The 24100-nt window shown below is 70.6% G+C and carries 19 protein-coding genes; 12 read left to right on the top strand and 7 right to left on the bottom strand.

Translation table 11 applies throughout. The features are described 5' to 3' along the window. Positions 1–2: 2 nt before the first annotated feature. Positions 3–1268: an MFS transporter gene (locus AB0H93_RS17260; RefSeq protein ID WP_358573319.1), complete on the bottom strand. Its 1266-nt coding sequence runs from the start codon at positions 1266–1268 to the stop codon at positions 3–5. Between the two features lie 242 nt (positions 1269–1510). Then, the gene (locus AB0H93_RS17265) at positions 1511–2401 is read right to left on the bottom strand and encodes a LysR family transcriptional regulator (protein ID WP_358573321.1); all 891 of its coding nucleotides are present in this window, start codon (positions 2399–2401) and stop codon (positions 1511–1513) included. A 147-nt stretch (positions 2402–2548) separates the two neighbouring features. On the opposite strand from AB0H93_RS17265, the gene AB0H93_RS17270 reads away from it, so the two are divergent. Then, positions 2549–4270 carry an AMP-binding protein gene (locus AB0H93_RS17270; protein WP_358573323.1) on the top strand — a complete coding sequence of 574 codons (1722 nt, stop codon included), beginning with the start codon at positions 2549–2551 and terminating at the stop codon, positions 4268–4270. A gap of 3 nt (positions 4271–4273) precedes the next feature. Here AB0H93_RS17270 and AB0H93_RS17275 read toward each other — a convergent pair whose 3' ends face one another. Beyond that, positions 4274–5419, bottom strand: a complete 1146-nt coding sequence (locus tag AB0H93_RS17275; RefSeq protein WP_358573325.1) for an FAD-dependent monooxygenase — start codon at positions 5417–5419, stop codon at positions 4274–4276. Positions 5420–5590: 171 nt separating this feature from the next. Here AB0H93_RS17275 and AB0H93_RS17280 point away from each other — a divergent pair, with 171 nt between their 5' ends. Further along, positions 5591–6964: a M20 family metallopeptidase gene (locus AB0H93_RS17280; protein ID WP_358573327.1), complete on the top strand. Its 1374-nt coding sequence runs from the start codon at positions 5591–5593 to the stop codon at positions 6962–6964. A gap of 107 nt (positions 6965–7071) precedes the next feature. Next, positions 7072–8346: an MFS transporter gene (locus tag AB0H93_RS17285; protein ID WP_358573329.1), complete on the top strand. Its 1275-nt coding sequence runs from the start codon at positions 7072–7074 to the stop codon at positions 8344–8346. A gap of 50 nt (positions 8347–8396) precedes the next feature. Here AB0H93_RS17285 and AB0H93_RS17290 read toward each other — a convergent pair whose 3' ends face one another. After that, entirely contained in the window at positions 8397–9431 is a 1035-nt protein-coding gene (locus AB0H93_RS17290; protein ID WP_358573331.1) for a hypothetical protein, read from the bottom strand. A gap of 97 nt (positions 9432–9528) precedes the next feature. Then, positions 9529–10389 (bottom strand): MurR/RpiR family transcriptional regulator, encoded by an 861-nt coding sequence (locus tag AB0H93_RS17295; protein WP_358573333.1) that lies wholly within the window; start codon positions 10387–10389, stop codon positions 9529–9531. 121 nt (positions 10390–10510) lie between these two features. Here AB0H93_RS17295 and AB0H93_RS17300 point away from each other — a divergent pair, with 121 nt between their 5' ends. The 8 genes from AB0H93_RS17300 (at position 10511) to AB0H93_RS17335 (ending at position 19930) form a co-directional block, all read left to right on the top strand. Continuing rightward, the gene (locus AB0H93_RS17300; protein WP_358573335.1) at positions 10511–11641 is read left to right on the top strand and encodes a C45 family peptidase; all 1131 of its coding nucleotides are present in this window, start codon (positions 10511–10513) and stop codon (positions 11639–11641) included. Next, entirely contained in the window at positions 11641–13236 is a 1596-nt protein-coding gene (locus tag AB0H93_RS17305; protein ID WP_358573337.1) for an ABC transporter substrate-binding protein, read from the top strand. Before AB0H93_RS17300 ends, AB0H93_RS17305 begins: the two co-directional genes overlap by 1 nt. Beyond that, the gene (locus AB0H93_RS17310; RefSeq protein WP_358573339.1) at positions 13233–14207 is read left to right on the top strand and encodes an ABC transporter permease; all 975 of its coding nucleotides are present in this window, start codon (positions 13233–13235) and stop codon (positions 14205–14207) included. The genes AB0H93_RS17305 and AB0H93_RS17310 overlap by 4 nt, the downstream gene beginning before the upstream one ends. Further along, positions 14204–15067: an ABC transporter permease gene (locus tag AB0H93_RS17315; RefSeq protein WP_358573341.1), complete on the top strand. Its 864-nt coding sequence runs from the start codon at positions 14204–14206 to the stop codon at positions 15065–15067. The genes AB0H93_RS17310 and AB0H93_RS17315 overlap by 4 nt, the downstream gene beginning before the upstream one ends. Beyond that, entirely contained in the window at positions 15064–15852 is a 789-nt protein-coding gene (locus tag AB0H93_RS17320; protein ID WP_358573343.1) for an ABC transporter ATP-binding protein, read from the top strand. The genes AB0H93_RS17315 and AB0H93_RS17320 overlap by 4 nt, the downstream gene beginning before the upstream one ends. Continuing rightward, the gene (locus AB0H93_RS17325) at positions 15849–16658 is read left to right on the top strand and encodes an ATP-binding cassette domain-containing protein (RefSeq protein ID WP_358573345.1); all 810 of its coding nucleotides are present in this window, start codon (positions 15849–15851) and stop codon (positions 16656–16658) included. Before AB0H93_RS17320 ends, AB0H93_RS17325 begins: the two co-directional genes overlap by 4 nt. A 197-nt stretch (positions 16659–16855) precedes the next feature. After that, on the top strand, positions 16856–19165 hold the full coding sequence (locus AB0H93_RS17330; RefSeq protein WP_358573347.1) for an excinuclease ABC subunit UvrA: 2310 nt from the start codon (positions 16856–16858) through the stop codon (positions 19163–19165). Between the two features lie 120 nt (positions 19166–19285). After that, a complete protein-coding gene (locus AB0H93_RS17335; RefSeq protein ID WP_358573349.1) occupies positions 19286–19930 on the top strand; it encodes a dihydrofolate reductase family protein in 645 nt (214 codons plus the stop codon). 58 nt (positions 19931–19988) lie between these two features. On the opposite strand, the gene AB0H93_RS17340 is transcribed toward AB0H93_RS17335, so the two are convergent. Both AB0H93_RS17340 and AB0H93_RS17345 read right to left on the bottom strand, forming a co-directional pair. After that, the gene (locus AB0H93_RS17340; protein WP_358573351.1) at positions 19989–21311 is read right to left on the bottom strand and encodes an MFS transporter; all 1323 of its coding nucleotides are present in this window, start codon (positions 21309–21311) and stop codon (positions 19989–19991) included. A 284-nt stretch (positions 21312–21595) separates the two neighbouring features. Next, entirely contained in the window at positions 21596–22483 is an 888-nt protein-coding gene (locus tag AB0H93_RS17345; protein ID WP_358573353.1) for a LysR substrate-binding domain-containing protein, read from the bottom strand. A 281-nt stretch (positions 22484–22764) separates the two neighbouring features. Between AB0H93_RS17345 and AB0H93_RS17350 the strand changes: the two genes are divergently transcribed. Then, positions 22765–24051, top strand: a complete 1287-nt coding sequence (locus AB0H93_RS17350) for an MFS transporter (RefSeq protein ID WP_358573355.1) — start codon at positions 22765–22767, stop codon at positions 24049–24051. Positions 24052–24100 lie beyond the last annotated feature (49 nt).

Here is a 24100-nt window from a genome sequence, read left to right on the forward strand (position 1 = left end):
GCTCACCTCTCGGCTTTCTCGACGCCGGGCGCGACGTCCGCGCGGGCCGGCGAACGCCGCCACGGCCCGCGGAACAGCAGCATCACCGGCAGGAACAGCACCATGCAGACCAGCGCGATCGACAACCACGCCGACCAGCTGGTGGCGGCCACGACGCGCGGCATCAGGAACAGCACCAGCACCGCCATCACCCTGGTCAGGAACGAGAACACGCCCCACGCGCTGCCCTGCAGCCGCGGATCGATGTCCTCGGTGTTCTCCGAGTAGTTCGCCATCCACGGCGCGTACGCGGCGCCCATGCCCGCGCCCAGCAGCGCCCCGGTGATCAGCAGCTGCACGATCGAGATCGTCTCGCCGCCCATCAGCACCACCAGGTAGCCGGTCATCACCACCGCGACGACGGTGCCCGCGGCGGTGATCGGCTTGCGCAGCTGCAGCCGGTCGGAGAGCCGGCCGACGGCGATCAGCGTGCCGAGGTTGAGCACCCAGAACCCGCTCATCACGGCCGATGCCGAGGCCGCGCTGAGCCCGAAGCTCTGCGCCAGCATCGTCTGCCCGAACAGCGACAGCGTCAGGTAGAGCACCAGCCACACCGAGATGCCGACGACGTGCGCCCACATCGTGGTGTGGCCGAACAGGTCCCGCATCCGCACCGGCCGGTCGGTGTCGGCCGCGGCCAGCGCGCGCTTCTCGGTCTGCTGGATCTGCGCCCGCAGCTGCGGCGACAGGTCGGCGATGTTGAACGCGATCACCAGCGAGATGACCAGCGAGATCGCGCCCATGATGACGAACTGCGAGCGCCACGAGTTGTCGAACAGCGGCAGCGTGAAACCGGCGATCACGGCGGCCAGGAAGTTCGCGCCCACCGGCCCCCAGGTCCAGAATCCGAATGCCTGCGCCCGGCCCATCCGCGGCGAGAAGTCCCGCACCAGCGGCGCGGTCGCGGCCATCACCACGCCGTCGAGCATGGACAGGAACGCGCGGGCGACGAGCAGTTCGCCGGGCGTGCTGACGAGCGTCATCGCGAAGCACATCAGCGCGGTCAGCAGCATCAGCGGGACCAGCACCCGCACCCGGCCGAACTGGTCGGTCAGGCGCCCGCCGACCATCGCCGCGATCGCCCCGGCGATCAGCGCCAGGGCCGACACCGAGCCGTAGGTGATCAGGCTCATGTGCAGGTCTTCCAGCAGCAACGGCACCACGGGGGCGATCTGCCCCTCGTAGGAGCCGATGAGGCTGGCCAGCACCGCCATGGACAGGATGCGCATCCGGCGGGATCCGGTCGGATACTCCGAGAGTTCACGAACGTACGAGAGCCCCATTGCTCCGCCCTTCCGCGACCGGCTGTCGGCCTACCCCCACATCCGGCTCGGCCCGAGCCGCAGCCCTAGAATTTCGCTCTAAAATTCGTCGACCGATCAACAGGGTCGGAGCGATCTTCCCCCAGTGTCAAGGGTTTCGGGCACATTCCCCCCGAACGTCGAGGAGGAACGCGGCGAACGACCGCCCGTCAGCCGCCCTCGCGGATGGTGGCGATCAGGTGGTCGACGAAGAGCCGGACCGGGGCCGGGAGGCGGCGCTGGGCCATCGTCTGGATCTGGAGGTTGCGCTCCAGCAGCTCCGGGTTCGTCAGCGGGATCGCCACCAGGCCCTCCGCGTCGAGGCGGCGGCGCACGCTCAGCCGCCCGGTGAGGGTCACGCTGCCGGAGAGCCGCGCGAAGCTGTGCAGGGCGATCGTGTGGTTGCTGACGAAGACCGGATCGAACTCCAGGCCCTCCATGCTGCAGCAGATGTCGAACAGCTGCCGCAGCGTGGTGCCCTCCTCCATCAGCGCCAGCGGGTACGGCAGCAGGTCGGCCAGGGCGGCTTCCGCGCGCTCGGCCAGCGGGTGGTCGGCGCGGACCAGGGCCCGGATGTCGTGGCGCTCGGAGTGCTCGACGCGCACGCCCTTCTCCGGCGCCGTGCTGAAGGTGACCGCGACGTCCGCGGTGCCCTCGCCGACCTCCCGGGTCGCCGCGGCCGGGGTGGTGACGTGCAGCCGGAACCGGACGCCGGGGTGCTCCGCGCGGAAGGAGGCCATCGCCTCCGGCAGGAAGTCCTGGGCGAAGCCCTCCGAGCTGACGACCTTCACCGTACTCCGGTGCGACCGGTGCAGCTCGCGCATCTCGGCGAGGACCTGCTCCTCCTCGCGCATCCGCCGCCGCGCGTAGGCGGCCAGCATCTCGCCGGCCTCGGTCAGCACCATGCCGCGCGGCTGCCGCTCGAACAGCGGCATGCCCGCCTCGTTCTCCAGCTTCGCCACCTGGCGGCTGATCGCCGAGGTCGCCACGTGCAGCCGCTCGGAAGCCTCCCGGATCGATCCGGTCCGAGCCACCTCCAGGAAGTACCGGAGCTGGTTCATCGGACGAAAGCCGGGCGGCCGCAGGACATGGCCGGGACGCTACCGCAGTCCGCCGCGCGGGACTGGGACGCGGCGGGCTGTTGACATGCGGCCGGTTCGGCACGACGCTGAGCACCGTCGACCGACTAGTCGGTATGTTCCGGACGAGTGGCGGGAGCCGAGATGGACGTGGTCAGCTACCTGGCGGATCTCCGCGCTCGACAGCAGCGCAGCTGGCCGCGGGACGTCCCACGCGACGTGACCTACCCGCTCGGCGAGGTGCCGGTGACCGACCACCTGCGGCACTGGGCCCGGCACGAGCCGCAGCGCCCCGCGATCGTCTTCTACGGCCGCGAGATCACCTACGCCGAGCTGGACGAGGCGTCCGACCGGTTCGCGGGCTGGCTGGACGGCGCGGGCGTGCGCGCCGGCGACCGGGTGGGCGTGCTGCTGCCGAACTGCCCGCAGTTCGTGATCGCGATGATGGGCATCCTCAAGCTCGGCGCGGTGCACGTGCCCGTGAACCCGATGTTCCAGCAGCACGAACTCCGCTACGAGCTCACCGACGCCGGCGTCGAGGTGCTCGTCGTGAGCACCGAGCTCGTGCCGCTGGTGGAGCAGGTCCGGGCGGAGACGCCGCTGCGCGAGGTGCTGGCGACCTCGCCCGCCGACCTGCTGCCCGCCGAGCCCGTGCTGCCGCTCCCGGACACGCTGCGCACCGACACGACGGGCAGCCAGTGGTCGCTGGTCGGCGCCAGTCCGCGCGCCGAGCGCCGCGAGGTGGACCTGGACGCGCTGGCCGCGCTGAACTACACCGGCGGCACGACCGGCCTGCCGAAGGGCTGCGAGCACACGCAGCGGCACATGCTCTACACCGCGGTGACCGCCGGCGCCGCGCGCCCGCCGCGACGGAGCACCGAACCCGACGTCTACCTCTGCTACGTGCCGATCTTCTGGATCGCCGGGGAGGACATGGGAATCCTGGTGCCGCTCGTGCACGGCGGCACGGTCGTGCTGCTCGCCCGGTGGGACGCCACCGCCGTGCTCGACGCCGTCGAGCGCTACCGCGTGACCGACATGATCGGCACCGTGGACAACTACGTCGAGCTGATGGAGCACCCCGACTTCGCCACCCACGATCTGTCCAGTTTGGACAACGCGCGGTCGATGTCGTTCGTGCGCAAGCTGACGCCCGACCTGCGGCGGCGCTGGGCGGCGGCGGTCGGCGAGCACAGCGTCCTGCGCGAGGCGTCCTACGGCATGACCGAGACGCACACCGCCGACACCATCACCTACGGCTTCTCCGACGACGACCGGGACCTGCGCTCGGAGCCGGTGTTCTGCGGGCTTCCGGTGCCCGGCACCGAATTCATGGTCGTCGATCCCGAAACCGGCGAGCCGGTGCCGATCGGCGAGCGCGGCGCGATCGCGATCCGGACGCCCTCCCTGCTCACCGGCTACTGGAACCGCCCGGAGGCCAGCGCCGAGGCGCTGCGCGACGGCTGGCTGCGCACCGGCGACGTCGGGATGGTGGACGAGGACGGCTGCCTGCACTTCCTCGGCCGCAACAAGGAGATGATCAAGGTCAGCGGCATGAGCGTCTTCCCGTCGGAGGTCGAGGCGCTGCTGGCCCGCCACCCCGAGGTGCTGGGCGTGGCGGTGGTGCCGATGCCGCACCGCGCCAAGGGCCAGCTGCCGCTGGCCTACGTGCAACCGGCCCCGGGAGCCGCGCTGACCGCGGAGGCGCTGACCGGGTGGGCGCGGGAGAACATGGCCTCGTACAAGGTGCCGCGCTTCGTGCTGGTGCCGGAGCTGCCGATGACCGCGACCGGGAAGATCAAGAAGGGCGACCTGCTGGAGCGGGCGCAGCGCCTCGCGGAGAGCTCCTGACCGTCAGCCCTTCAGCCCCTCGATCTGCGGCGGGGTCCAGCCGCTGACCCGCATGAACGTCTTGATCGCAGCGCTGCTCGGGGCGAGCCGCGCGGCGGTGTCGCGCAGCGCGACCGCGACCGGATTGGCCAGGAACGGGCCGAAACGCCCGGCCCAGTACGAGGCCCGCGCGATCTGCTGGGTGCGGGGGCGGCGCTCGGCGTCGTAGTGCGCCAGGGCCTCGGCCACGTCGTCGAACCGCGCGCAGGCGGCGACCAGCACGACAGCGTCTTCGAGCGCCTGGCAGCCGCCTTGGCCGAGGTGCGGGGTCATGGCGTGCGCGGCGTCGCCGAGCAGCACCACGTTCCCGGTCGCGTACGACTTCAGCCCACCTCCCAGGTGCCGGATGTCGTTGCGCAGCAACGATTCCGCCGGGGTGCCGTCGATCAGCTCCGGGATCGGCGGGTGCCAGGACGCGAACTGCTCCCGGAGGTACGCGCGCTCGTCGGGGTTGCGGGCGCCTTCGGGTGCGGGCATCGCGACGTACCAGTACATCCGGCCGTCCACCAACGGCACGATGCCGAACTCCCGGCCTCTCCCCCAGCTCACGCCGATCTCGGTCAGGTCCCGGCGCTCGCAGATGGCGCGCCACGCGGCGAAGCCGGTGTAGCGGGGGCGCGGCGCGTCCGGCCAGTACCGCGCCCGGACCTGGCTGTTGATGCCGTCGGCGCCGACGACGAGATCGGCGGGCGGCAGGTCCAGTCCCGGCACCGCGCCGTCCCGGCCGACGGCGGTCACGTGGACGCCGGTGTGCAGGCAATCCGCCGGGAGCTCGTCCAGCAGCATCCGGTGCAGCTGGGCCCGGTGCACTCCGAGCATCGGCCTGCCGAGCTCCCGCTCGATCTCCGCGCCGTCCAGCCGGCTGAGCCACCGGCCGTCGCTGGAGCGCATCCCGGCGGACTCCTGCGGCTTCCCCAGCTCCCGGACCCGCTCGCCGAACCCGAGCGCCTCCAACGCGCGCAATGCGTTGGGCCACAGCGTGATCCCCGCACCGATCGCGCCGATCTCGGCGGCCTGCTCGACCACCGCCACCCGCCAGCCGATCCGGTGCAGGCCGACGGCCGCGGCCAGCCCGCCGATCCCCGCACCGATCACAGTCGCGCTTCGCACCACCTCACGCTACGCCACGCACCCGCGCGGCCGTTGCCGATCCGGCAACGCTGCCTTGTCTTTTTGCTGCTGGTCACGCGGCGTTCCGCGTGGTTGAGTTTTGCGAATCCAGGTAGCGCATGCAGTGCGGAAAACCCTTGGTGCGCAAGCGAATTCGGGGAGGACATCGCGGTGAGCCGGGAAGTGGCGGTCGAGCGGGCGACGCAGTACTACGACTCCGGCGCGTTCCGCACGGACCTCGCGCGCCGGGTCGCCTTCCGCACCGAGAGCCAGGACCCGCAGCGCGCCGACGTGCTGCGGCAGTACCTCGCCGACGAGATCACGCCCGCCGTCGAACGGCTCGGCTGCACCGCGCGCATCGTCGACAACCCGGTGCCCGGCGGTGGTCCGTTCCTGATCGCCCACCGGCACGAGGACGACGCCCTGCCCACGCTGCTCACCTACGGTCACGGCGACGTCGTGCTGGGGCACGACGCGCAGTGGCGCGACGGGCTGGACCCGTGGCGGATCACGGTCGAGGGCGACCGCTGGTACGGCCGCGGCACCGCCGACAACAAGGGCCAGCACACCATCAACCTCGCCGCGCTGGAGCAGGTGCTCGAAACCCGCGGCGGCAGGCTCGGCTTCAACCTCAAGATCCTGCTCGACATGGGCGAGGAGACCGGATCGCCGGGCCTGAGCGAGGTCTGCGCGGACCTCGCCGACGATCTCGCCGCCGACCTGCTCATCGCCTCGGACGGCTGCCGGCTCTCGGCGCAGCGGCCGACGCTGTTCCTCGGTTCGCGCGGCGCCGTCAACTTCTCGCTGCGCGTGAACCTGCGCGACAGCGCCTACCACTCCGGCAACTGGGGCGGCCTGCTGAGCAACCCCGCCAGCATCCTGGCCAACGCGCTGGCCAGCATGATCGACCCCCGGGGGGCCGTGCGGGTGGAGGGCCTGCGGCCCGCACCGATCCCGGAATCGGTGCGGGCCGCACTGGCCGACATCATCGTCGACGGCGGCCCGGGCTCCCCCGGGATCGACGCCGACTGGGGCGAGCCGGGGCTGACGCCGAGCGAACGCGTCTTCGGCTGGAACACCCTGGAGGTGCTGGCGTTCACCGCGGGCACCCCGCAGGCGCCGGTCAACGCCATCCCCGGCAGCGCCGAGGCGCACTGCCAGCTCCGGTTCGTCGTCGGCACCGACTGGCAGGACGTCGAGCGGATCGTGCGCGCGCACCTCGACGACCACGGCTTCTCGATGATCGACGTCGAGGTCACCAGCAGCGTCGCCGCCACCCGGCTGGACCCGGCGGACGAATGGGTCCGCTGGGCGCTGGAGTCGCTGCGGCGCACCACCGACGCCAAACCCGCGCTGTTGCCGAACCTGGGCGGCACCCTGCCCAACGACGCCTTCGCCGACGTGCTCGGGCTCCCCACGATCTGGGTCCCGCACTCCTATCCCGCCTGCGCCCAGCACGCCCCGAACGAGCACCTGCTGGGCACCGTCGCACGCGAGGCGCTGGCGGTCATGGCCGGCCTGTTCTGGGACCTCGGCGAGCGCTGACCCTCCCGCGGCGTGCGGCGATTTCGCGCGAAATCGCCCACCGCCCCGCACGGATACCGCCGATTTCGCGCGAAATCGCGCTCCTACTTGAAGACCTGGAGACCGTGATGGCCACTTCCACCGCCTCGGCGAAATCGCACAAACCGTTCCGGGTGATCGCGGCCGCCTCGATCGGCAACGCGCTCGAGTGGTACGACATCGCGGTCTACGCGATCTTCGCGACGGTCCTGTCGAAGGTGTTCTTCCCGGCGCAGGACGAGACGGTGTCGCTGCTGCTGACGCTGGGGACCTTCGGCGTCTCGTTCCTGATCCGGCCGATCGGCGCGGTGGTGCTCGGCGCCTACGCCGACCGCGCCGGGCGCAAGGCGTCGCTGACGCTGTCGATCCGGCTGATGGTGCTGGGCACCGCGATCATCTGCCTGATGCCCTCGTACGAGACGGTCGGCCTGGTCGCGCCGATCGGCATCCTGCTGGCTCGGCTGATCCAGGGCTTCTCGGCGGGCGGCGAGTTCGGCAGCGCCACCGCCTTCATGGTCGAGCACATGCCTGGCCGGCGCGGCTTCGTGGCCAGCTGGCAGTTCGCCAGCCAGGGCCTGAGCACGCTGGTGTCGGCCGGGATGGGCGTGCTGCTGACCGCCACGCTGAGCCCGGAGCAGCTGGAGTCGTGGGGCTGGCGGATCCCGTTCGCGGTCGGCCTGCTGGTCGGCCCGGTGGGCTACTACATCCGGCGGTTCGTCGACGAGGCACCGGAATTCACCGCGACGCAGACCGCCGAACCGCACTCTCCGGTGCGCACCGTGCTGCGCACCCAGAAGGTCCGGATCCTGCTGGTCGTCGGCGCGCTGCTGGTCTCCACGGTGCTCAACTACACGATCACCTACATGCCGACCTACGCGATCAAGCAGCTCGGCCTGCCCGCGTCGACCAGCTTCACGGCCACCCTGGTCACCGGCGTCGTGCTGACCGTGGTGACGCCGCTGGCCGGGCACCTGTCGGACAAGATCGGCCGGGTGAAGCTGATGGGCGTGTTCGCCGCGCTGATCCTGCTGCTGATCTACCCGATCTTCGCGACGCTGGTGGCGTTCCCCGGATTCGGCGTGATGGTCGGCATGATGCTGCTGATCGGGCTGCTGAAGGCCTGCTACTTCGGGGCGCTGCCGGCGCTGATGTCCGAGCTGTTCCCCACCGAGACCCGGGCGACCGGCATGTCGATCGGCTACAACATCGGGGTGAGCGTGTTCGGCGGGTTCACGCCGTTCATCAGCACGTGGCTGATCGGCCTCACCGGCACCAGCCTGGCCCCGAGCTTCTACTTGATGTTCGCGGCGGCAGCGAGCCTCCTCAGCCTGCTGGTGATCCGCCGCCGCCTCGGCCTCCGCTGACCTCGTGAGTGGTTATGGCCGTTCTGGCGACCATAACCACTCACGACTGCTCAGCTGCAGTTTTGGCACCGCTTGCGTCGCGGTTCCCAACCGCTTCGCTGCAGGACCTGCAGTACCTCCGCCGCCACCCCGCACGGGTCGGTGTGCACTTCGTTCCAGCCGTACACGAGGCGGGAGCGACCGGCCAGCTCCGCCGCGTTGTCGCGACGCCGATCCCGGAAGGCGATGCGGCTCGTGGTGTGGAACTGGCGTCCGTCGAGTCGGACCGTCAACCGCGCCCCGACATCGTCGTATGCGACATCTTCCCAGAGAACAACACCATCGACCGAGAACGGGACCTGCCTCGTCCCAGCCGGCAGCCCGTGCTCTTGTTCGACCTTGAGCACGTACTCGGCCTCCAATGCCGAGAGCGCACCGCCACGCAACAGGTCCAACGCCTGCTTCAACACCTTCCGGTACCGGAACGACGGCCGGAGTTCGAGTTGGCTGTGCACGCGCCAGAGCTCGATCCGGGTCGAACCGACGAGCTGGACGAATGTGTTCCGCGCCCGCTCGGCCGATGGTTCAGCCGCCGCGAGATCGATGATGGTGTCTTCCCGGTTCGTTCGCGGCGGTACCGTTGGAGCCACGATATGCCGATACGCCCGGGAGCGGTGCATCTGGACCAACGGCGGCTGCGAGATCGCCGAGTTCGGGTACGGCACGGTGATGTGCACGGGCGAGGCGTCTTCGAAGGGCAGCATTCCCCATTCCTCGGCGGCGGTGCGGTGGCTGAGCACGGCCCACGAACCGCCGTACTGCAGCGCGGCTGAGATCAAGGACGACCTCGGCAGCGGCCCGGTGAATACCGAGTACACCCCCGGCAGCACTCGCTGCCAGCGGCTCGCGGCGAGGTGGGCACGGACCGCGCTCCAGGACACCCCGAAGTCGGACAGCTGCTCGAAACCTACGACGCCGTGCTGAGAATCGACCAGCTTCACCCATCGTTCTTGGTCCTCCCGCACCGGGAATTTCGGTCGAGACCACAGTGGATTTTTTGACATGCGTCCACGATCTGACCCACTTCTGCTCCACACCAGGGGCATTGGCGGATCTGTGGACAGGTCGGCCGCCTGTGGACAACTCCCGTGCACCGGTCGTGAGTGGTTATGGTCGCTGCAGCGGCCATAACCACTCACGAGGTCATTTGCGCAGGAGGCGTTCCCGGAGGGTTGTCAGGGTGTTCCGGGTTTCCACGGCTTGGGTTTCGTGGAGGGTCGCCACCCCGTGGACGAGGAGGTCCGTCAGGGTCAGCGCCGAGGTCGATTCGGCCGCGACCCGGCCCGCTCCGCCCGCCGCGTAGAGCGCCACGTCCAGTTGCGGGGCGAACTGCTTGGCCAGGCGGCGTTCCGAGATCAGGATCCGGCGCGCGCCGACCACCTGGGCGTGGTCGAGCAGCACCTCCAGCTCCGGCAGGGCTCGCCCCGGCAGGTAGATCACCACGACGTCGTCGCGGCCCAGCGGCAGCAGGTCGTCGGCCAGCCGGAAGCCGGTGCTGCCGACGAACCGGGCCCGCCGCCCGAGCCGGTTCAGCCGCAGCGCCAGGTGCCGCGCGCCGAGTTCCGAGCCTCCGACGCCGAACGCCATCACCTCGCGCGCGTGGGACAGCAGGCTCACCGCCGTCCGCACGTCTTCGAGCTTCAGCGCGGCCAGGGTGTTCTCCAGCTCGTCGCGGGCCTCGGTGAACACCGTGGCCATCGCCCGCTCCAGGTCCGGGCCGATGCTGGCCAGCCGCTGCTCCAGCCGGGTCGCCGGCGCCACCGTGGTCACCAGCGCCCGCCCTGCTTCGCGCTTGAGCTCCGGCAGCCCGCTGTAGCCGAGCTTGCGCGCGGTGCGGACCACGGTCGCGTCGCTGGTGCCGGTGTGCTGGCCCAGTTCTTCGGCGGTGGCGAAGACCAGTTGCTCCTGCGGCATGTTCAGCAGGTAGCGCGCCACCTTCTGCTCCGCGCGGGACAGCCCGTCGAGGCGCTCCTGCACCCTCGCGCGGAGGTCTTCGGCCGCCACCTCTCCTGAAGTGTTCGCTTCAAGTCTTGACTTATCCGTCATCCTCACTACATTTCTTGTAGCAGTCACGCCCGTCACATTTTTCCTGTAGCGAATACTACAGCGCTTGGTGAGAGACCGGATGAACAACTTGACACTTCCCACCGTGGAACTCCGCGGCACCGCGCGGGAACGGGGCCGCCAGTACGGCGAGTTCGCCCGGGCCCAGATCGACCGCGCCCTCGCCTACTACTCCGACGCGTTCGGCAAGTCGACCGGCCTGACCTGGCAGCAGGTCACCGCCCGCGTCGACGAGCTCCGCCCCGGCTGCGAACGATTCGCCCCCGACCTGGTCGAGGAGATGACCGGCATCGCCGAAGGCGCCGGGGTCGGCTTCACCGACGTCCTGGCGCTCAACGCGCGCGGCGAGCTCATCCGGGACAGCCTGCCCGCCACCGACGAGGACGCCGACGGCTGCTCGTCGTTCGCGCTGCTGTCGGAGGCCAGCGGCGACGGCCACGTCTATTGTGGACAGAACTGGGACTGGCGGCACGGCATCAAGGACACCATCGTGGTGGCCCGCATCGTGCAGCCGCCGAAGCCGACCGTGGTGATGCACCTGGAGGCCGGGCAGGTCGGCCGCCAGGGCGCCAACTCCGCCGGCCTCGCGCTCAACGCCAACGGCCTCAACGGGAACTTCGGCGCCACCCGCGGCGTCCCGCAGACCCTCATCCGCCGCAAGGTGCTCGACTCGTCGAGCATGCACGAGGCGCTGGAGGTGCTCAGCAAGGCCGACCAGCAGATCGCCAGCAACGCACTGCTGACGCACCGCGACGGCTTCGCCATCGACGTCGAGACGACGCCCAAGGCGCACGGCTGGATGTACCCCGAGGACGGGGTCCTGGTGCACGGCAACCACTACCAGGCGTTCATCCCGCCGCAGCTGGCCGCCGACTACCGGCCCCGGCCGGTGGACTCCCTGTTCCGCGTGCCCCGCATCCGCACCGGGCTGCGCCAGGCGCGCACCGCGTCCGGCGGCGATGCCGTGCGCAAGGCGATCAAGGACGCCTTCTCCGATCACTTCGGCTACCCGGAATCGGTGTGCACCCACCCCGACGAGCGCACCGACGAGATCCGCCAGTGGTCGACCGTGCTGCACAACTGCATCGACCTCACCGCGGGCGAGTACTACGTGGCGGCGGGCAACCCGTGCACCGAGGAGTACCAGCTGCTGCCGTGGAACCTCTACGACGGACCGGGCGGTGACGGCTGATGCGAAGATGCCTCGCCCTGCTCTCCGTCGGGCTGCTGGCCGGCTGCGGGAGTTCGGCGCAGCTCGGCGCGGTCCAGCTGGTGCCGAACACGCCGCCGGCGGTCGCGCCGGCCGGCGACATCACCTGGTTCCTGGACTCCGAGCCGCTCACCCTCGACACCGACTACCACGGCGCCACCACCGAGGACACCGTGGTGGCCAACCTCTGCGACCGCCTCTACCAGCTGCAACCGGACCTCACCGTCCGCCCGTGGCTGGTCGGGGAACCGGCGATGCCGGACCCGGCGACGTTCGTCTACCGGGTCCGCGACGGGGTCCGGTTCCACGACGGCAGCACGGTCACCGTCGAGGACGTCGCGTTCAGCCTGCGGCGGCACGCCGAGGACGGCAACGACGAGTCCGACGAGTTCGGCAACGTCGAGTCCATCGACGTCACCGGCCCGATGGAAGTGACCGTGCGGCTGGAAGAACCGGACGCGCAGTTCAAGTACCGGATGGCCGGCGACGCCGGGATCGTCCTCAACGCCGACGTGGTGAACCGGCTCGGCCAGGACTTCGGCAGCCCCGGCCGGCCCGACGCGTGCAGCGGCCCGTACTACCTGGACCGCTGGGACGCCGGGGCGAGCCTGACGATCAAGCGGTTCCCGGACTACTGGAACCCCGAGCTCCGGCCGCTGACCGAGAGCATCCGGTTCGTCTGGGGCGACGAGTGGGCGGCGGTCAACAGCCTGCGCACCGGCGCCGCCGACGGCGCCTACCTCGACGACCCGAGCATGGCGCCGGCGCTGAGCACCAGCCCGGAGCTGTCCCTCCACTTCGGACTCACCACGTCGGCGTGGCAGCTCATCCCGACCGGTCGCGGGCCGATGGCGGACGTCCGGCTGCGCACCGCGCTGTCGCTGTCGCTGGATCGCCAGGGCATGGCCGAGGCTGCCTTCCGGGGCGCCGCCGAACCGTGGAAGCTGCCGGTCGGCGCGGGCACGTTCGGCACCGGCAAGGAGCTGTTCGAGCAGGCCTACCAGCAGATCCGCGACGTCCCGATCCGCCCCGGCGAGCAGGACCTGGCGCGCGCCCGCGAGCTCGTGCGAGACGCGGGGCCGCCGGCGGAGCCGATCGTGGTGGCCAACGACGGCACCGCAGTGGGCAACGTGCTGGCCAACGGCGTCCGCGACGCCGGGCTGAAGCTGGGGCTGCCGGTGGAGATCCGCACCGTGCCGCCCGCCCAGTTCTCGGAGCTGTTCGCCTCGCCGGAGGCGCGGGCCGGCGTCGACCTGATCGTCAACGACTGGTACCTGTCCAAGCCCGACGGGCTGGGCATGTACGACAACGTGCTGCCCGACAGCGTCAACAACTACCTCGACTTCCGCGACGAGCAGTACGAGAGCACCTTCGCCTCGGCCGCGGCCACCTACGACGACCTGCAACGCGCCCGGCAGGTCATCCGGCTGCAGGACGAGTACCTCGGGCACATGCTGTCCATCCCGCTGGTGATGGCCCCGACCACGCTGGCGATGAGCAACCGGCTCACCGGCGCGCCGGTCTCCAGCGCCTACCTGACCTATCCGTGGGCGGCCGATCTCGGGAGGCGGTCTTGATCGCGCTGTTGCGTTGGCTCGGCCAGGTGGTGATCACGCTGCTGGTCGCGTCGTTCCTGATCTTCGCCGCGATGTACCTGGCGCCCGGTGACCCGGCGACGGTGCTGGCCGGCGGCGCGGAGAACGCCAGCGAGGAGACGCTGGCTGCGATCCGCGCCGAGTACCACCTGGACCAGCCGTTCCTGGTGCAGTACGTGCTGTGGCTCGGCGGCGTGGTGCGCGGCGACCTCGGCCGGTCGTTCGTCTACGGGCAGGACGTCGGCTTCCTGATCGCCACCCGGCTGGAGACCACGGTGTGGCTGGCGCTGTACGCGGCGGTGCTGACCATCGCGATCGGCGTGCTGCTCGGCTCGCTGGCCGCGGTGCGCCGCGGGCCGCTGGACTCGGTGGTGTCGGCCGCGACGGCCATGCTGGCCGGGATCCCGCCGTTCGTCGCGGCCGTCGGGCTGATCGCCGCGTTCGGCGTCGGGCTGGCCTGGTTCCCGGTGACCGGTGCCGGCGAGGGCGTGCTCGGCAGGCTGCACCACCTGACGCTGCCCGCCGTTTCCCTGGCGGTGGTGTCGCTGGCGACCATCACCCGGGTCACCCGGCAGTCCATGGTGGACATCCTGGTGCAGGACCACGTCCGGGTCGCCCGCACCCGCGGCATCCCGGAGCGGCTGGTGATCGGCAGGCACGTGCTGCGCAACGCGGTCGGTCCGATCGCCACGATGGCGGGCATGATCACCGCGAGCCTGCTGGCGGGCACCGTGGTGGTGGAGTCCGTGTTCGGGCTCAGCGGCGTGGGATCGCTGCTGGTCAACGCCATCAACACCAAGGACTTCCCGGTCACGCAGGCGGTCCTGCTGTGCATGGTGCTGGCGTACGTGGTGACGACCGGGCTGACCGAACTGGTGCAGCACCTCGCCGACCCGCGGCTGCGCCGGGCCCGGCGCGCGGGTGTCCCACGACAGGCAGGAGCGGCGGCATGACACTGTCCGGATCACTCGTCGCCGACGCCGCGGTCGCGTCCGGGCGGCGGCGCAACGGCCCGCTTTTCTGGGGCGCTGCAAGCGTTCTCGCGGCCCTCGGGCTGGCCGCGCTGGCGGCGCCGCTGATCGCGCCCTACGACCCGACGGCCACCGATTTCGATTCGATCCTCGCCCCGCCGGGCATCGAGCACCTGCTGGGCACCGACCAGCTCGGCCGCGACATCCTGTCCCGCATCCTGCACGGCGCCCGCACCAGCCTGATCGCGCCGCTGGGCGTCCTGGCCATCGCGCTGCTCCTCGGCCCGGTGCTGGGCGTCGTTGCGGCGTGGCGCGGCGGCTGGCTGGACGCGGTGGTCTCCCGCGCGACCGATGCGCTGATCGCCTTCCCGGGCCTGCTGTTCGCGGTGCTGACCATCGCAGTGCTCGGCACCGGTGTCGCCGCGTCGGTGCTGGCCCTGGGCCTGGCGTACTTCCCCGCGGTCGCCAAGATCACCCGCAGCGCCGCGCGGGCCGAGCGGCAGCGCCCGTACATCGAGGCGTACCGGGTGCAGGGCATGGGCGGTGCGGCGATCTGCCTGACCCGGCTGCTGCCCCGGGTGATGCCGATCGTGCTCGGCTACGCGGTGGTGCTCTTCGGCGACGTGCTGATGGCGCTGGCGAGCCTGAGCTACCTCGGCTTCGGCTCGCAGCCGCCGTCGTCGGACTGGGGCCTGATGGTCGCCGAGGGCCAGTTCGCGATGCTCGAAGGCGCGATGGCCCCGACGCTGGTGCCCGGCGCGATGATCGCGATCGCGGTGGTGGCGTTCAACATCGTCGGCGTGCGGATCGCCGACCGGCTCGGCAGGGTGGAGCACTCATGAGCCTGGCAGAACTCCGAGATCTGACGGTCGGTTTCCCCGGCTGGCCGATCCTTCGCGGCATCGACCTGCGCGTCGGGGCGGGCGAGGTGGTCGGGCTGGTCGGCGAGTCCGGTTCCGGCAAGTCCACCGCCGCGATGAGCATCGCGGGCGTGCTGCCGGCCTCGGCAGCGGTGTCCGGACAGATCACAGTGGACGGTCGGGACGTGCTGGGCATGTCCCCGGCGGGGCTGCGGGAGCTGCGGACCCGCAAGGTCGGCGTGGTGCAGCAGGAACCGCGCGCGGCGTTCAACCCGGTGCGCCCGGTCGGGCACTTCCTGACCGAGCAGCTGCGCACGAATCTCGGCTGGTCCCAACAGGATGCCCGCGACCGGGTGGTGGACCTGATGCGCGAGTGCGGGCTGCGGGAACCCGAGGCCATGCTCGCGCGGTACCCCCACGAGTTCTCCGGCGGCATGCTGCAGCGGCTGGTCATCGCCGCGGCCCTCGCGCCGGAACCGGAGCTGCTGGTCGCGGACGAGGCGACCAGCGCCCTGGACGTCACCACGCAGGCCGAGATCATCGGGATCCTGAGCCGGGCACGCGCCGATCGGGGGCTCGGGATCCTCTTCATCACCCACGACCTGCCGCTGGCGGCGGCGTTCTGCGATCGCGTGGTTGTCCTGCGCTCCGGCGAGGTGGTCGAGGAGCAGGGCGCGCGCGAGCTGTTCGCCGCGCCCAAATCAGCCTACGCCGCGGAACTGCTCGCCGCCGTCCCGGTGCTGGACGAGGACGGAGTCGACGCATGACGCTCGAAGTGACCGGCCTGCGCAAGTCGTTCGGCCCGACCCGCGCGGTCGACGACGTGTCGCTGACCGTGCCCGATGGCGGATCGCTGGGCCTGGTGGGCGAATCCGGTTCCGGCAAGAGCACGATCGCCCGCATCCTGGCCGGCCTGGAACGACCCGACGGCGGCGAGATCACCTTGGACGGCGCGCCGGTCGCCACGCGCCCGCGCACCGGCCGGACGCGGCTGGCGAGGGCGAAGGCCATCCAGCTGGTGTTCCAGGACCCGTACCTCTCGCTCGACCCGGCCGTTCCCATCGGCCGCTGCCTCGACGCGGTGCTCCGCCTGCACGGCTGGTCGGACCGGGCCGCACGGCACGCCCGCGTCGGCGAGCTGCTCGACCAGGTCGGACTGGACACGGCGAAAAGGCAGGCACTGCCGCGGGAACTCAGCGGCGGCCAGCGGCAACGCGTGGCGATCGCGCGGGCCGTCGCGGTGCGGCCGAAGCTGCTGATCCTCGACGAAGCGGTGTCCGCGCTGGACGTTTCGGTGCAGGCGCAGATCCTGCGGCTGCTGGCCGAACTGCGGCGCGAGACCGGCACGGCCCAGCTGTTCATCAGCCACGACCTGGCCGTCGTCAACGAGGTCACCGACACGATCGCGGTGCTGCTGCGCGGCCGCCTCGTGGAAAGCGGCACCACCCGCGACGTCCTGCGCGCGCCGGAGCATCCGTACGTGCAGCTGCTCAAGGACTCGGTGCCCCGGCCGGGCTGGAACCCGGCGGCCATCGCCGCACGCCGCGCCGAACTCCCGGAGCTGGCGGGCTGATTTCGCGGCGGGTGTCGGTCCCGGCCGGTATAAAAGATGGCCGGTGCTCCGCGAGTCGCCGATTCCGCAGATCAAATGCCGTGAGCGTTTCGGGGTGCCATGACGCCCCGAGACGCTCACGGGCGCGCGCCTGCGGAAGCGGTGCCGCGGGGCATCCGGAACCAATGCCTTTCGCACGGTTGGAGAAGCAGCGCAGCATGAGCCCGGATCCGTCCGAACGCATCAACTCCGAAACCGCCGAGACCTGGCGGGCCGCCGACAGCCACGACCTGATCGAAGTCCGCGGGGCGCGGGAGAACAACCTCCGCGACGTCTCGCTGGACATCCCCAAGCGGCGGCTCACGGTGTTCACCGGTGTCTCCGGTTCCGGCAAGTCCTCGCTGGTGTTCGGCACCATCGCGGCCGAATCCCGGCGGCTGATCAACGAGACCTACACGGCGTTCATCCAGTCGTTCATGCCCAGCCTCGGCCGGCCGGACGTGGACTCGCTGCGCAACCTGAGCACCGCGATCGTCGTCGACCAGGAGCGGATGGGCGCCAATTCCCGCTCCACGGTCGGCACCGCCACCGACACGCACACGATGCTGCGCCTCCTGTTCAGCCGCCTCGGCACTCCGCACGTCGGCACCGCGACGGCGTTCAGCTTCAACAGCCCCGAAGGCATGTGCCCGGAGTGCGAGGGGCTCGGGCACGTCTCGACGATCGACGTCGACGAGCTCCTCGACAAGGACCGCTCACTCAACGAAGGCGCGATCACCGTCCCCGGTTTCGCGGTGGACTCCTGGTACTGGCAGGTGATCGCCGGCTCCGGGCTGTTCGACCCCGACGTCAAGCTGCGGGACTTCACGCCCCAGCAGTGGGAGGACTTCCTCCACAAGCCGGCCACCAAGATCAAGCACGCCACCATCAACACCACCTACGAGGGCCTGCTGGTCAAGGTGCAGCGGGTCTACCTCGCCAAGGACCGCGAGGCGATGCAGCCGCACATCCGGGCGTTCGTGGACCGCGCGGTGGTGTTCGCCGACTGCCCGGCCTGCGGCGGTGCCCGGCTGAACCCGGCCGCGCTGGGGGCGAAGATCGGCGGCCGCAACATCGCCGACTGCTCGGCGATGCAGATCAACGAGCTCGCCGAGTTCGTCCGCGGCATCAGCGACGAATCGGTGGCTCCGCTGCTGGAGGCGCTGCGCGACACGCTGGATTCGCTGGTCGAGATCGGCCTGGGCTACCTGAGCCTGGACCGCGAGTCCGGGACGCTCTCCGGCGGCGAGGCGCAGCGGGTGAAGATGGTGCGGCACCTCGGTTCGAGCCTCACCGACGTGACCTACGTCTTCGACGAGCCGACGGTGGGCCTGCACCCGCACGACATCCAACGGATGAACGACCTGCTGATCCGGTTGCGGGACAAGGGGAACACGGTGCTCGTCGTGGAGCACAAGCCGGAGACGATCGAGATCGCCGACCACGTGGTGGATCTCGGGCCGGGCGCGGGCACCGCCGGCGGGCAGGTGTGCTTCGCCGGCGACGTGGCAGGCCTGCGGCGCTCGGATACCCTGACGGGACGGCACCTGGACCACCGGGCCCGGCTGCGCGAGGAGGTCCGCAAGCCGGCCGGCCACCTCTCGATCACCGGCGCCGACGCGCACAACCTGAAGAACGTCGACGTGGACATCCCGCTGGGCGTGCTGACCGTGGTCACCGGCGTCGCCGGGTCGGGGAAGAGCTCGCTGATCCACGGTTCGCTGCCCCGCCGCGACGGCGTGGTCGTGGTGGACCAGGCCCCGATCCGCGGTTCGCGGCGCAGCAACCCGGCCACCTACACCGGCCTGCTCGACCCGATCCGCACGGCCTTCGCCAAGGCCAACGGCGTCAAGGCGAGCCTGTTCAGCGCGAACTCCGAGGGCGCCTGCCCGAACTGCAAGGGCATCGGGCTGGTCTACACGGACCTGGCGATGATGGCCGGCGTCGCGACGGTCTGCGAGAAGTGCGAGGGCAAGCGGTTCACCGCCGAGGTGCTGGCCCACAAGTTGCGCGGCAAGGACATCAGCGAGGTCCTGGGCATGTCGGTGGCGCAGGCGCACGAGTTCTTCACCGCGGGTTCGGCGCGCGCGATCCTGGGCCGTCTCGTGGACGTCGGCCTGGGCTACGTCCGCCTCGGCCAGCCGCTGACCACGCTGTCCGGCGGCGAGCGGCAGCGCCTGAAGCTCGCGATCCACATGGCGGAGAAGGCGTCGATCTACGTCCTCGACGAACCGACCACGGGCCTGCACCTGGCCGACGTGGACCAACTGCTCGCGCTCCTGGACCGGCTGGTGGACGACGGCGGCACGGTGATCGCCATCGAGCACCACCAGGCGGTGATGGCGCACGCGGACCACCTGATCGACCTCGGCCCCGGCGCGGGCCACGACGGCGGCCGGATCGTCTTCACCGGCACCCCGGCCGAGCTGGTCGCGACCGGCGACTCCCTGACGGCCCAGCACCTCCGCAAGTACGTCGGCGGCAACTAGGACCGCGGGAGGGGCACCGCGAACGGCGCGGCGCCCCTCCCCCGGTGTGGTCGGCGTCACCGATGAGTTTCTCCGGCGCGCGCTGTCTTCCCCAGCACCAAGAGTTCAGGAGGAACCCGCGTGACCCAGCTGCTGAGAGTGCAGAACTTCAACGTCTCGCTCGACGGATTCGGTGCCGGTGAGGGCCAGAGCCTCGAGCGGCCGTTCGGCCACGCCGACCCCGGCACCATGTTCGCCTGGGGCGGCGCCACGGCCAGCTGGCCCACCCGAACCGATCCCGGTGGCAGCCGCGGGCTCGACGACTACTTCACGCGGGACTTCGCCCGCAACATCGGTGCCGAGATCATGGGCCGCGGCAAGTTCGGCCCGCAGCGCGGACCATGGGAGGACCACGACTGGCTGGGCTGGTGGGGTGACGAACCCCCGTTCCACACCCCGGTTTTCGTGCTGACCCACCACGTGCGCCCGTCGTTCACCCTGTCCGACACCACGTTCCACTTCGTGGACGGCGACCCGGCGACGGTCCTCGAACAGGCGCGGGAAGCGGCGCGGGGCAAGGACGTCCGGCTCGGCGGCGGAGCCACCACCATCCGGCAGTTCCTCGACGCCGACCTCGTCGACACCATGCACGTGGCGGTCTCGCAGGTGGAGCTGGGATCCGGGTCGAAGCTCTGGGAGTCGCCCGACGAGCTGCGCGACCGGTTCCACCTGGAGATCGTGCCCAGCCCGAGCGGCGTGACCCACCACCTGTTCTGGCGGAAGTGACGCGAGCCGGGCCCGGTGGTGAACGATCACCACCGGGCCCGGCTCGCTCTGCGTCGGATCAGGCGGTGACGGCCTGGCGGGGCTTGGCGAGGTCCCAGCGGTGGCGGGTCAGCACCACCGGCACGCCTTCGCCGCGGGCCTCCGCCGCGAACACCTCCGCCCGCGCCCGGCGCCACCAGACCACCGTCCGGAACGCGCCGAACAGCAGCATCGCCACCAGCGCCAGCATCGCCACCCGGTACTCCGAGCCGCCCGGCATGTCCTGCGCCAGGTCCAGCACCAGGCCCACGAACAGCACGCCGAGCGCCGTCGCGGAGTGGCCGCCCGCGTTCGCCACGCCGGTCGCGGTGCCGACCCGGGACACCGGGTTGTAGTCCCGCACCAGGGCGAACGCCACCGCCGAAACCGGGCCGCCCAGGGCGAAGACCAGGAACGCCGTCGCGATCACCACCAGCGGCGGACGGCCTTCCGGCCAGCCCAGCAGCACCACCCAGGACAGGGCGTTGAGCACCAGGTAGCCCAGCACGATCCACATCCGGCACTCCGGGCGGCTGCCGATGAGCGCGCCCACCACGGGCCCGCCGACGACCTGCCCGATGATCAGCAGGCTGAGCATCACGCTCGCCGTCGCCGCCGGCACGCCCAGCCCGTTGACCAGGTACGGGAAGCCCCACAGCAGGGTCAGCGCGCCCGAGACGAACATCGTGCAGAAGTGCGCCCAGAACGCCAGCCGCGTGCCCGGCACCGACCAGGCCTCGCGCACCTGCTGGAACACCGCACCGCCGCTGCGCGCCTGCGCACCGCCGAGCGAAGCGTCCCGCACGACCGTCGAGGTCACCGCCGCGTAAGCCAGCGTCAACGCGCCCACCAGCAGGAACGTCGCCGTCCAGCCCATGTTCTGCAACGCCAGCGCGAGCGGGAACGTGGCCGCAACGCCACCCAGCGCCCCCAGTGCGCTGGACACCGTTGCCACCAGTGCGTAGCGGCGGGCGGAGAAGTGCGCCGCCACCAGCCGCAGGATGCTGACCCACATCAGCGCGTCACCGAGGCCCAGAACCGCGCGGGCGAGCAGGCCCATCGAGTAGGAATCGGCGAGGGCGAAGAGCATCTGCCCCGTGCCCAACAACAACACCGCTACGGTGATCACCTTCCGGGAACCGAAGCGGTCCACCAGCAATCCGGTGGGAATCTGCATGCCGGCGTAGATGCCGACCTGCAGGACCGTGAACGCGCTCAGCGCGGCCGGACCGACGTCGAACCGGTCGAGCGCCTGCGTTCCGGCGACCCCCAAGCTGCCCCTGTGAAATACCGCGGCGAGATAGGCGATCACCGCCGCGCTCCAGATCCACCATGCCCGACTCTCCGGTCGGTCGGCAGCCACGAAAGACCTCCTTGTTCAGTTCTGTGCAGCGAAAGTCGAAATCAAGATCATCGATGATCGATCGTTCACCGGGTTTGTCGTCGCGAGCCGACGCGGAGTTACGGGAAACGCACGTGCACTGCACCACACTTCGCGCGGACGTCCGTTTTCCCCACCAAGACCGGAAACCCGCACGATCATCCACTATGGACACTCGCCACCGGTGGTCCCTGGTCCGCAGTTTCAATTGAAACTGTGCGTCCACCGACGGGCACCCGCTGGCAGTTTCAATTGAAACTGTCGGATCAGAGCTCTGCGGCGACCTCGTCGAGGAGGCCGATCAGCCCGGCAAGCGCGGGGTTCGGATCGTCCGCCCGCCACACCAGCGCCAGCGGGATCGGCGGGGCGTCGTGCACCGGAACCAGCACCACCCCGGGAACCTTCAGGTGCGCGGCCGTCGACGGCACCAGGCTGACACCCGAACCCGCACCCACCAACGACAGGATCGTGTGGGTGTCCGGCGCTTCCTGCACGAAGTCCGGGCTGTAGCCGTGCCGCAGGCACGCCGCCTGCACCAGCTGGTTCACCACCGACCCCCGGTTGGTCGGGTAGCTGATGAACGACTCGCCCCGCAGGTCGTCCAACCCCAGCTGCCGGACGCGGGCCAGCCGGTGGTCCTCCGGTAGCGCCGCCGCCAACGGGTGCTGCTCCAGCTCCCGCACGCAGAGCCCCTCGGTCGGCACCGGCAGCCGCAGCAGCCCGGCGTCGACCTCGTGCTGGTTGATCTGGTCCACCAGTTCGCCGCCGTAGAGCGGGCTGAGGATGTCGAAGCGCACGTTCGGGTAGCGCTCGCGGAACTTCCGCACGATCAGCAGCATCACCCGGTACGACGTCTGGCCGCTGAAGCCCAGCCGCACCACGCCGATCTCACCCGCGGCCGCCTGCCGCGCCAGCCGGGGCGCGGCCTCGGCGGACTGCAGCGTCTTGCGCGCCTCGCGCAGGAACGCCTCCCCCGCCGCGGTCAGCGCCACCTGCCGCGTGGTGCGGCGCAGCAGCGCCACCCCGACCTCGTGCTCCAGGCGCTTGATCTGTTGCGATAGCGGTGGCTGGGACATGTGCAGCCGCACCGCGGCCCGCCGGAAGTTCAGCTCCTCCGCCACGGCGACGAATGCCTGCAGGTGGCGTAGCTCCACCGCTCCAACCTCCCGACAGCGAGCGCCTTTGCCCAGGTCAGCGCCGATTATGTCGCGCGACCGAATCAAACCTACCCGAATTTGGTGTTAGACGGAACACACCCGCTGACCTAGCGTCGAGGAACCGCGTTCGCGATGCGGCGGGCGCCGGGCCCCGTCCGCCGCATCGGCGAATCCTGCGGTGTCCCAACGGGTTTCGACCCGCCGAGCAGCGCGGCGGGTGCCCGCGGTCGGTGGAGACGGAGCCAGATTCGATGAGACGGCTTTCAGAGCAGGAAAGAATGGGGCGCAAGGCCGGGATCGCCTCGTTCGTCGGCACCAGCATCGAGTGGTACGACTTCTACATCTACGGCACCGCGTCCGCGCTGGTGTTCGGCAAGCTGTTCTTCCCCGTCGTGACGCCCGCGATCGGCGTCCTGGTCTCGTTCGCGACGTTCTGGGTCGGGTTCCTGGCCCGGCCGCTGGGCGGCATCGTCTTCGGCCACCTCGGTGACCGGGTCGGTCGCAAGAAGGCCCTGATCATCACACTGCTGCTGATGGGTTTCACCACCGTCGGGATCGGCCTGCTGCCCACCTACGCCACCATCGGCATCGCGGCGCCGATCTTGCTGGTGCTGCTGCGCGTCGTGCAGGGCCTGGCGGTCGGCGGCGAGTGGGGCGGCGCGGTGCTGATCGCGACCGAGCACGCGCCCAAGGGCCGCAGCATCATCTCCGGCTCGTGGGCGCAGCAGGGCTCGCCGTCCGGGCAGATCCTCTCCTCGCTGGCCTTCACCCTCGTCTCGCAGCTGCCCGACGAGTCTTTCTACAGCTGGGGCTGGCGGATCCCGTTCCTGGCCTCGGCGGTGCTGGTGGTGCTGGGGCTGGTGATCCGGCTGAGCATCGAGGAGTCGCCGCAGCTCACCAAGCTCAAGGAGACCGGGCAGACCGCGAAGTTCCCGCTGCTGGACACCTTCCGGCACCACACCGGGCTGGTGGTCCTCGGCGTCTTCGCCTGCGCGATCGTCTTCTCCGCCTCGTACTTCAAGAACACCTTCGCGGTGTCGTGGGCGACCAACGAGCTCGGCTTCCAGCGCGAGACGTTCATGACCGTGGTGCTCATCGCCAGCATCACCCAGTTCTTCGTGCAGCCCTTCGGCGCGGTGCTGGCCAGCAAGTACGGCGTCCGCAAGATCGTCACCATCCTGCTCGTCGCCGAGCTGCCGGTGATGCCGCTGATGTTCCTGCTGATCAGCACCGGCAGCTTCGCGTGGTCGGTGGTCGGCATGGTGCTGGCGACCGTCCCGCACGTGATGTTCTACTCGATCCTCGCCGGCGTGCTGGCCGACTCGTTCCCGGCCCGCGTGCGCTACACCGCCATCTCGCTGTCCTACGGCCTGGCCGGGACGTTGCTGGGCGGCACCACCCCGATGATCGGCCAGCTCCTGCTGACCGCCTCCGGCTCGATCCTGCCGGTGATCGGCTGGGCGCTGGTGACCGTGCTGATGTCGCTGATCGGCGTCCGAATCCTGTTGACCCGGTCCGCGCAGCGCGCGGACCGAGAAGCCGCCGAGCCCGCCGTGGCCGGGTGAGCGAATGGCTCGATAGCGGCTACCGCCGCTCGCAAGGCAAGACCTGGCG

The organism is Saccharopolyspora sp. NPDC050642 (assembly GCF_040654735.1).
Lineage (GTDB): Bacteria > Actinomycetota > Actinomycetes > Mycobacteriales > Pseudonocardiaceae > Saccharopolyspora > Saccharopolyspora elongata.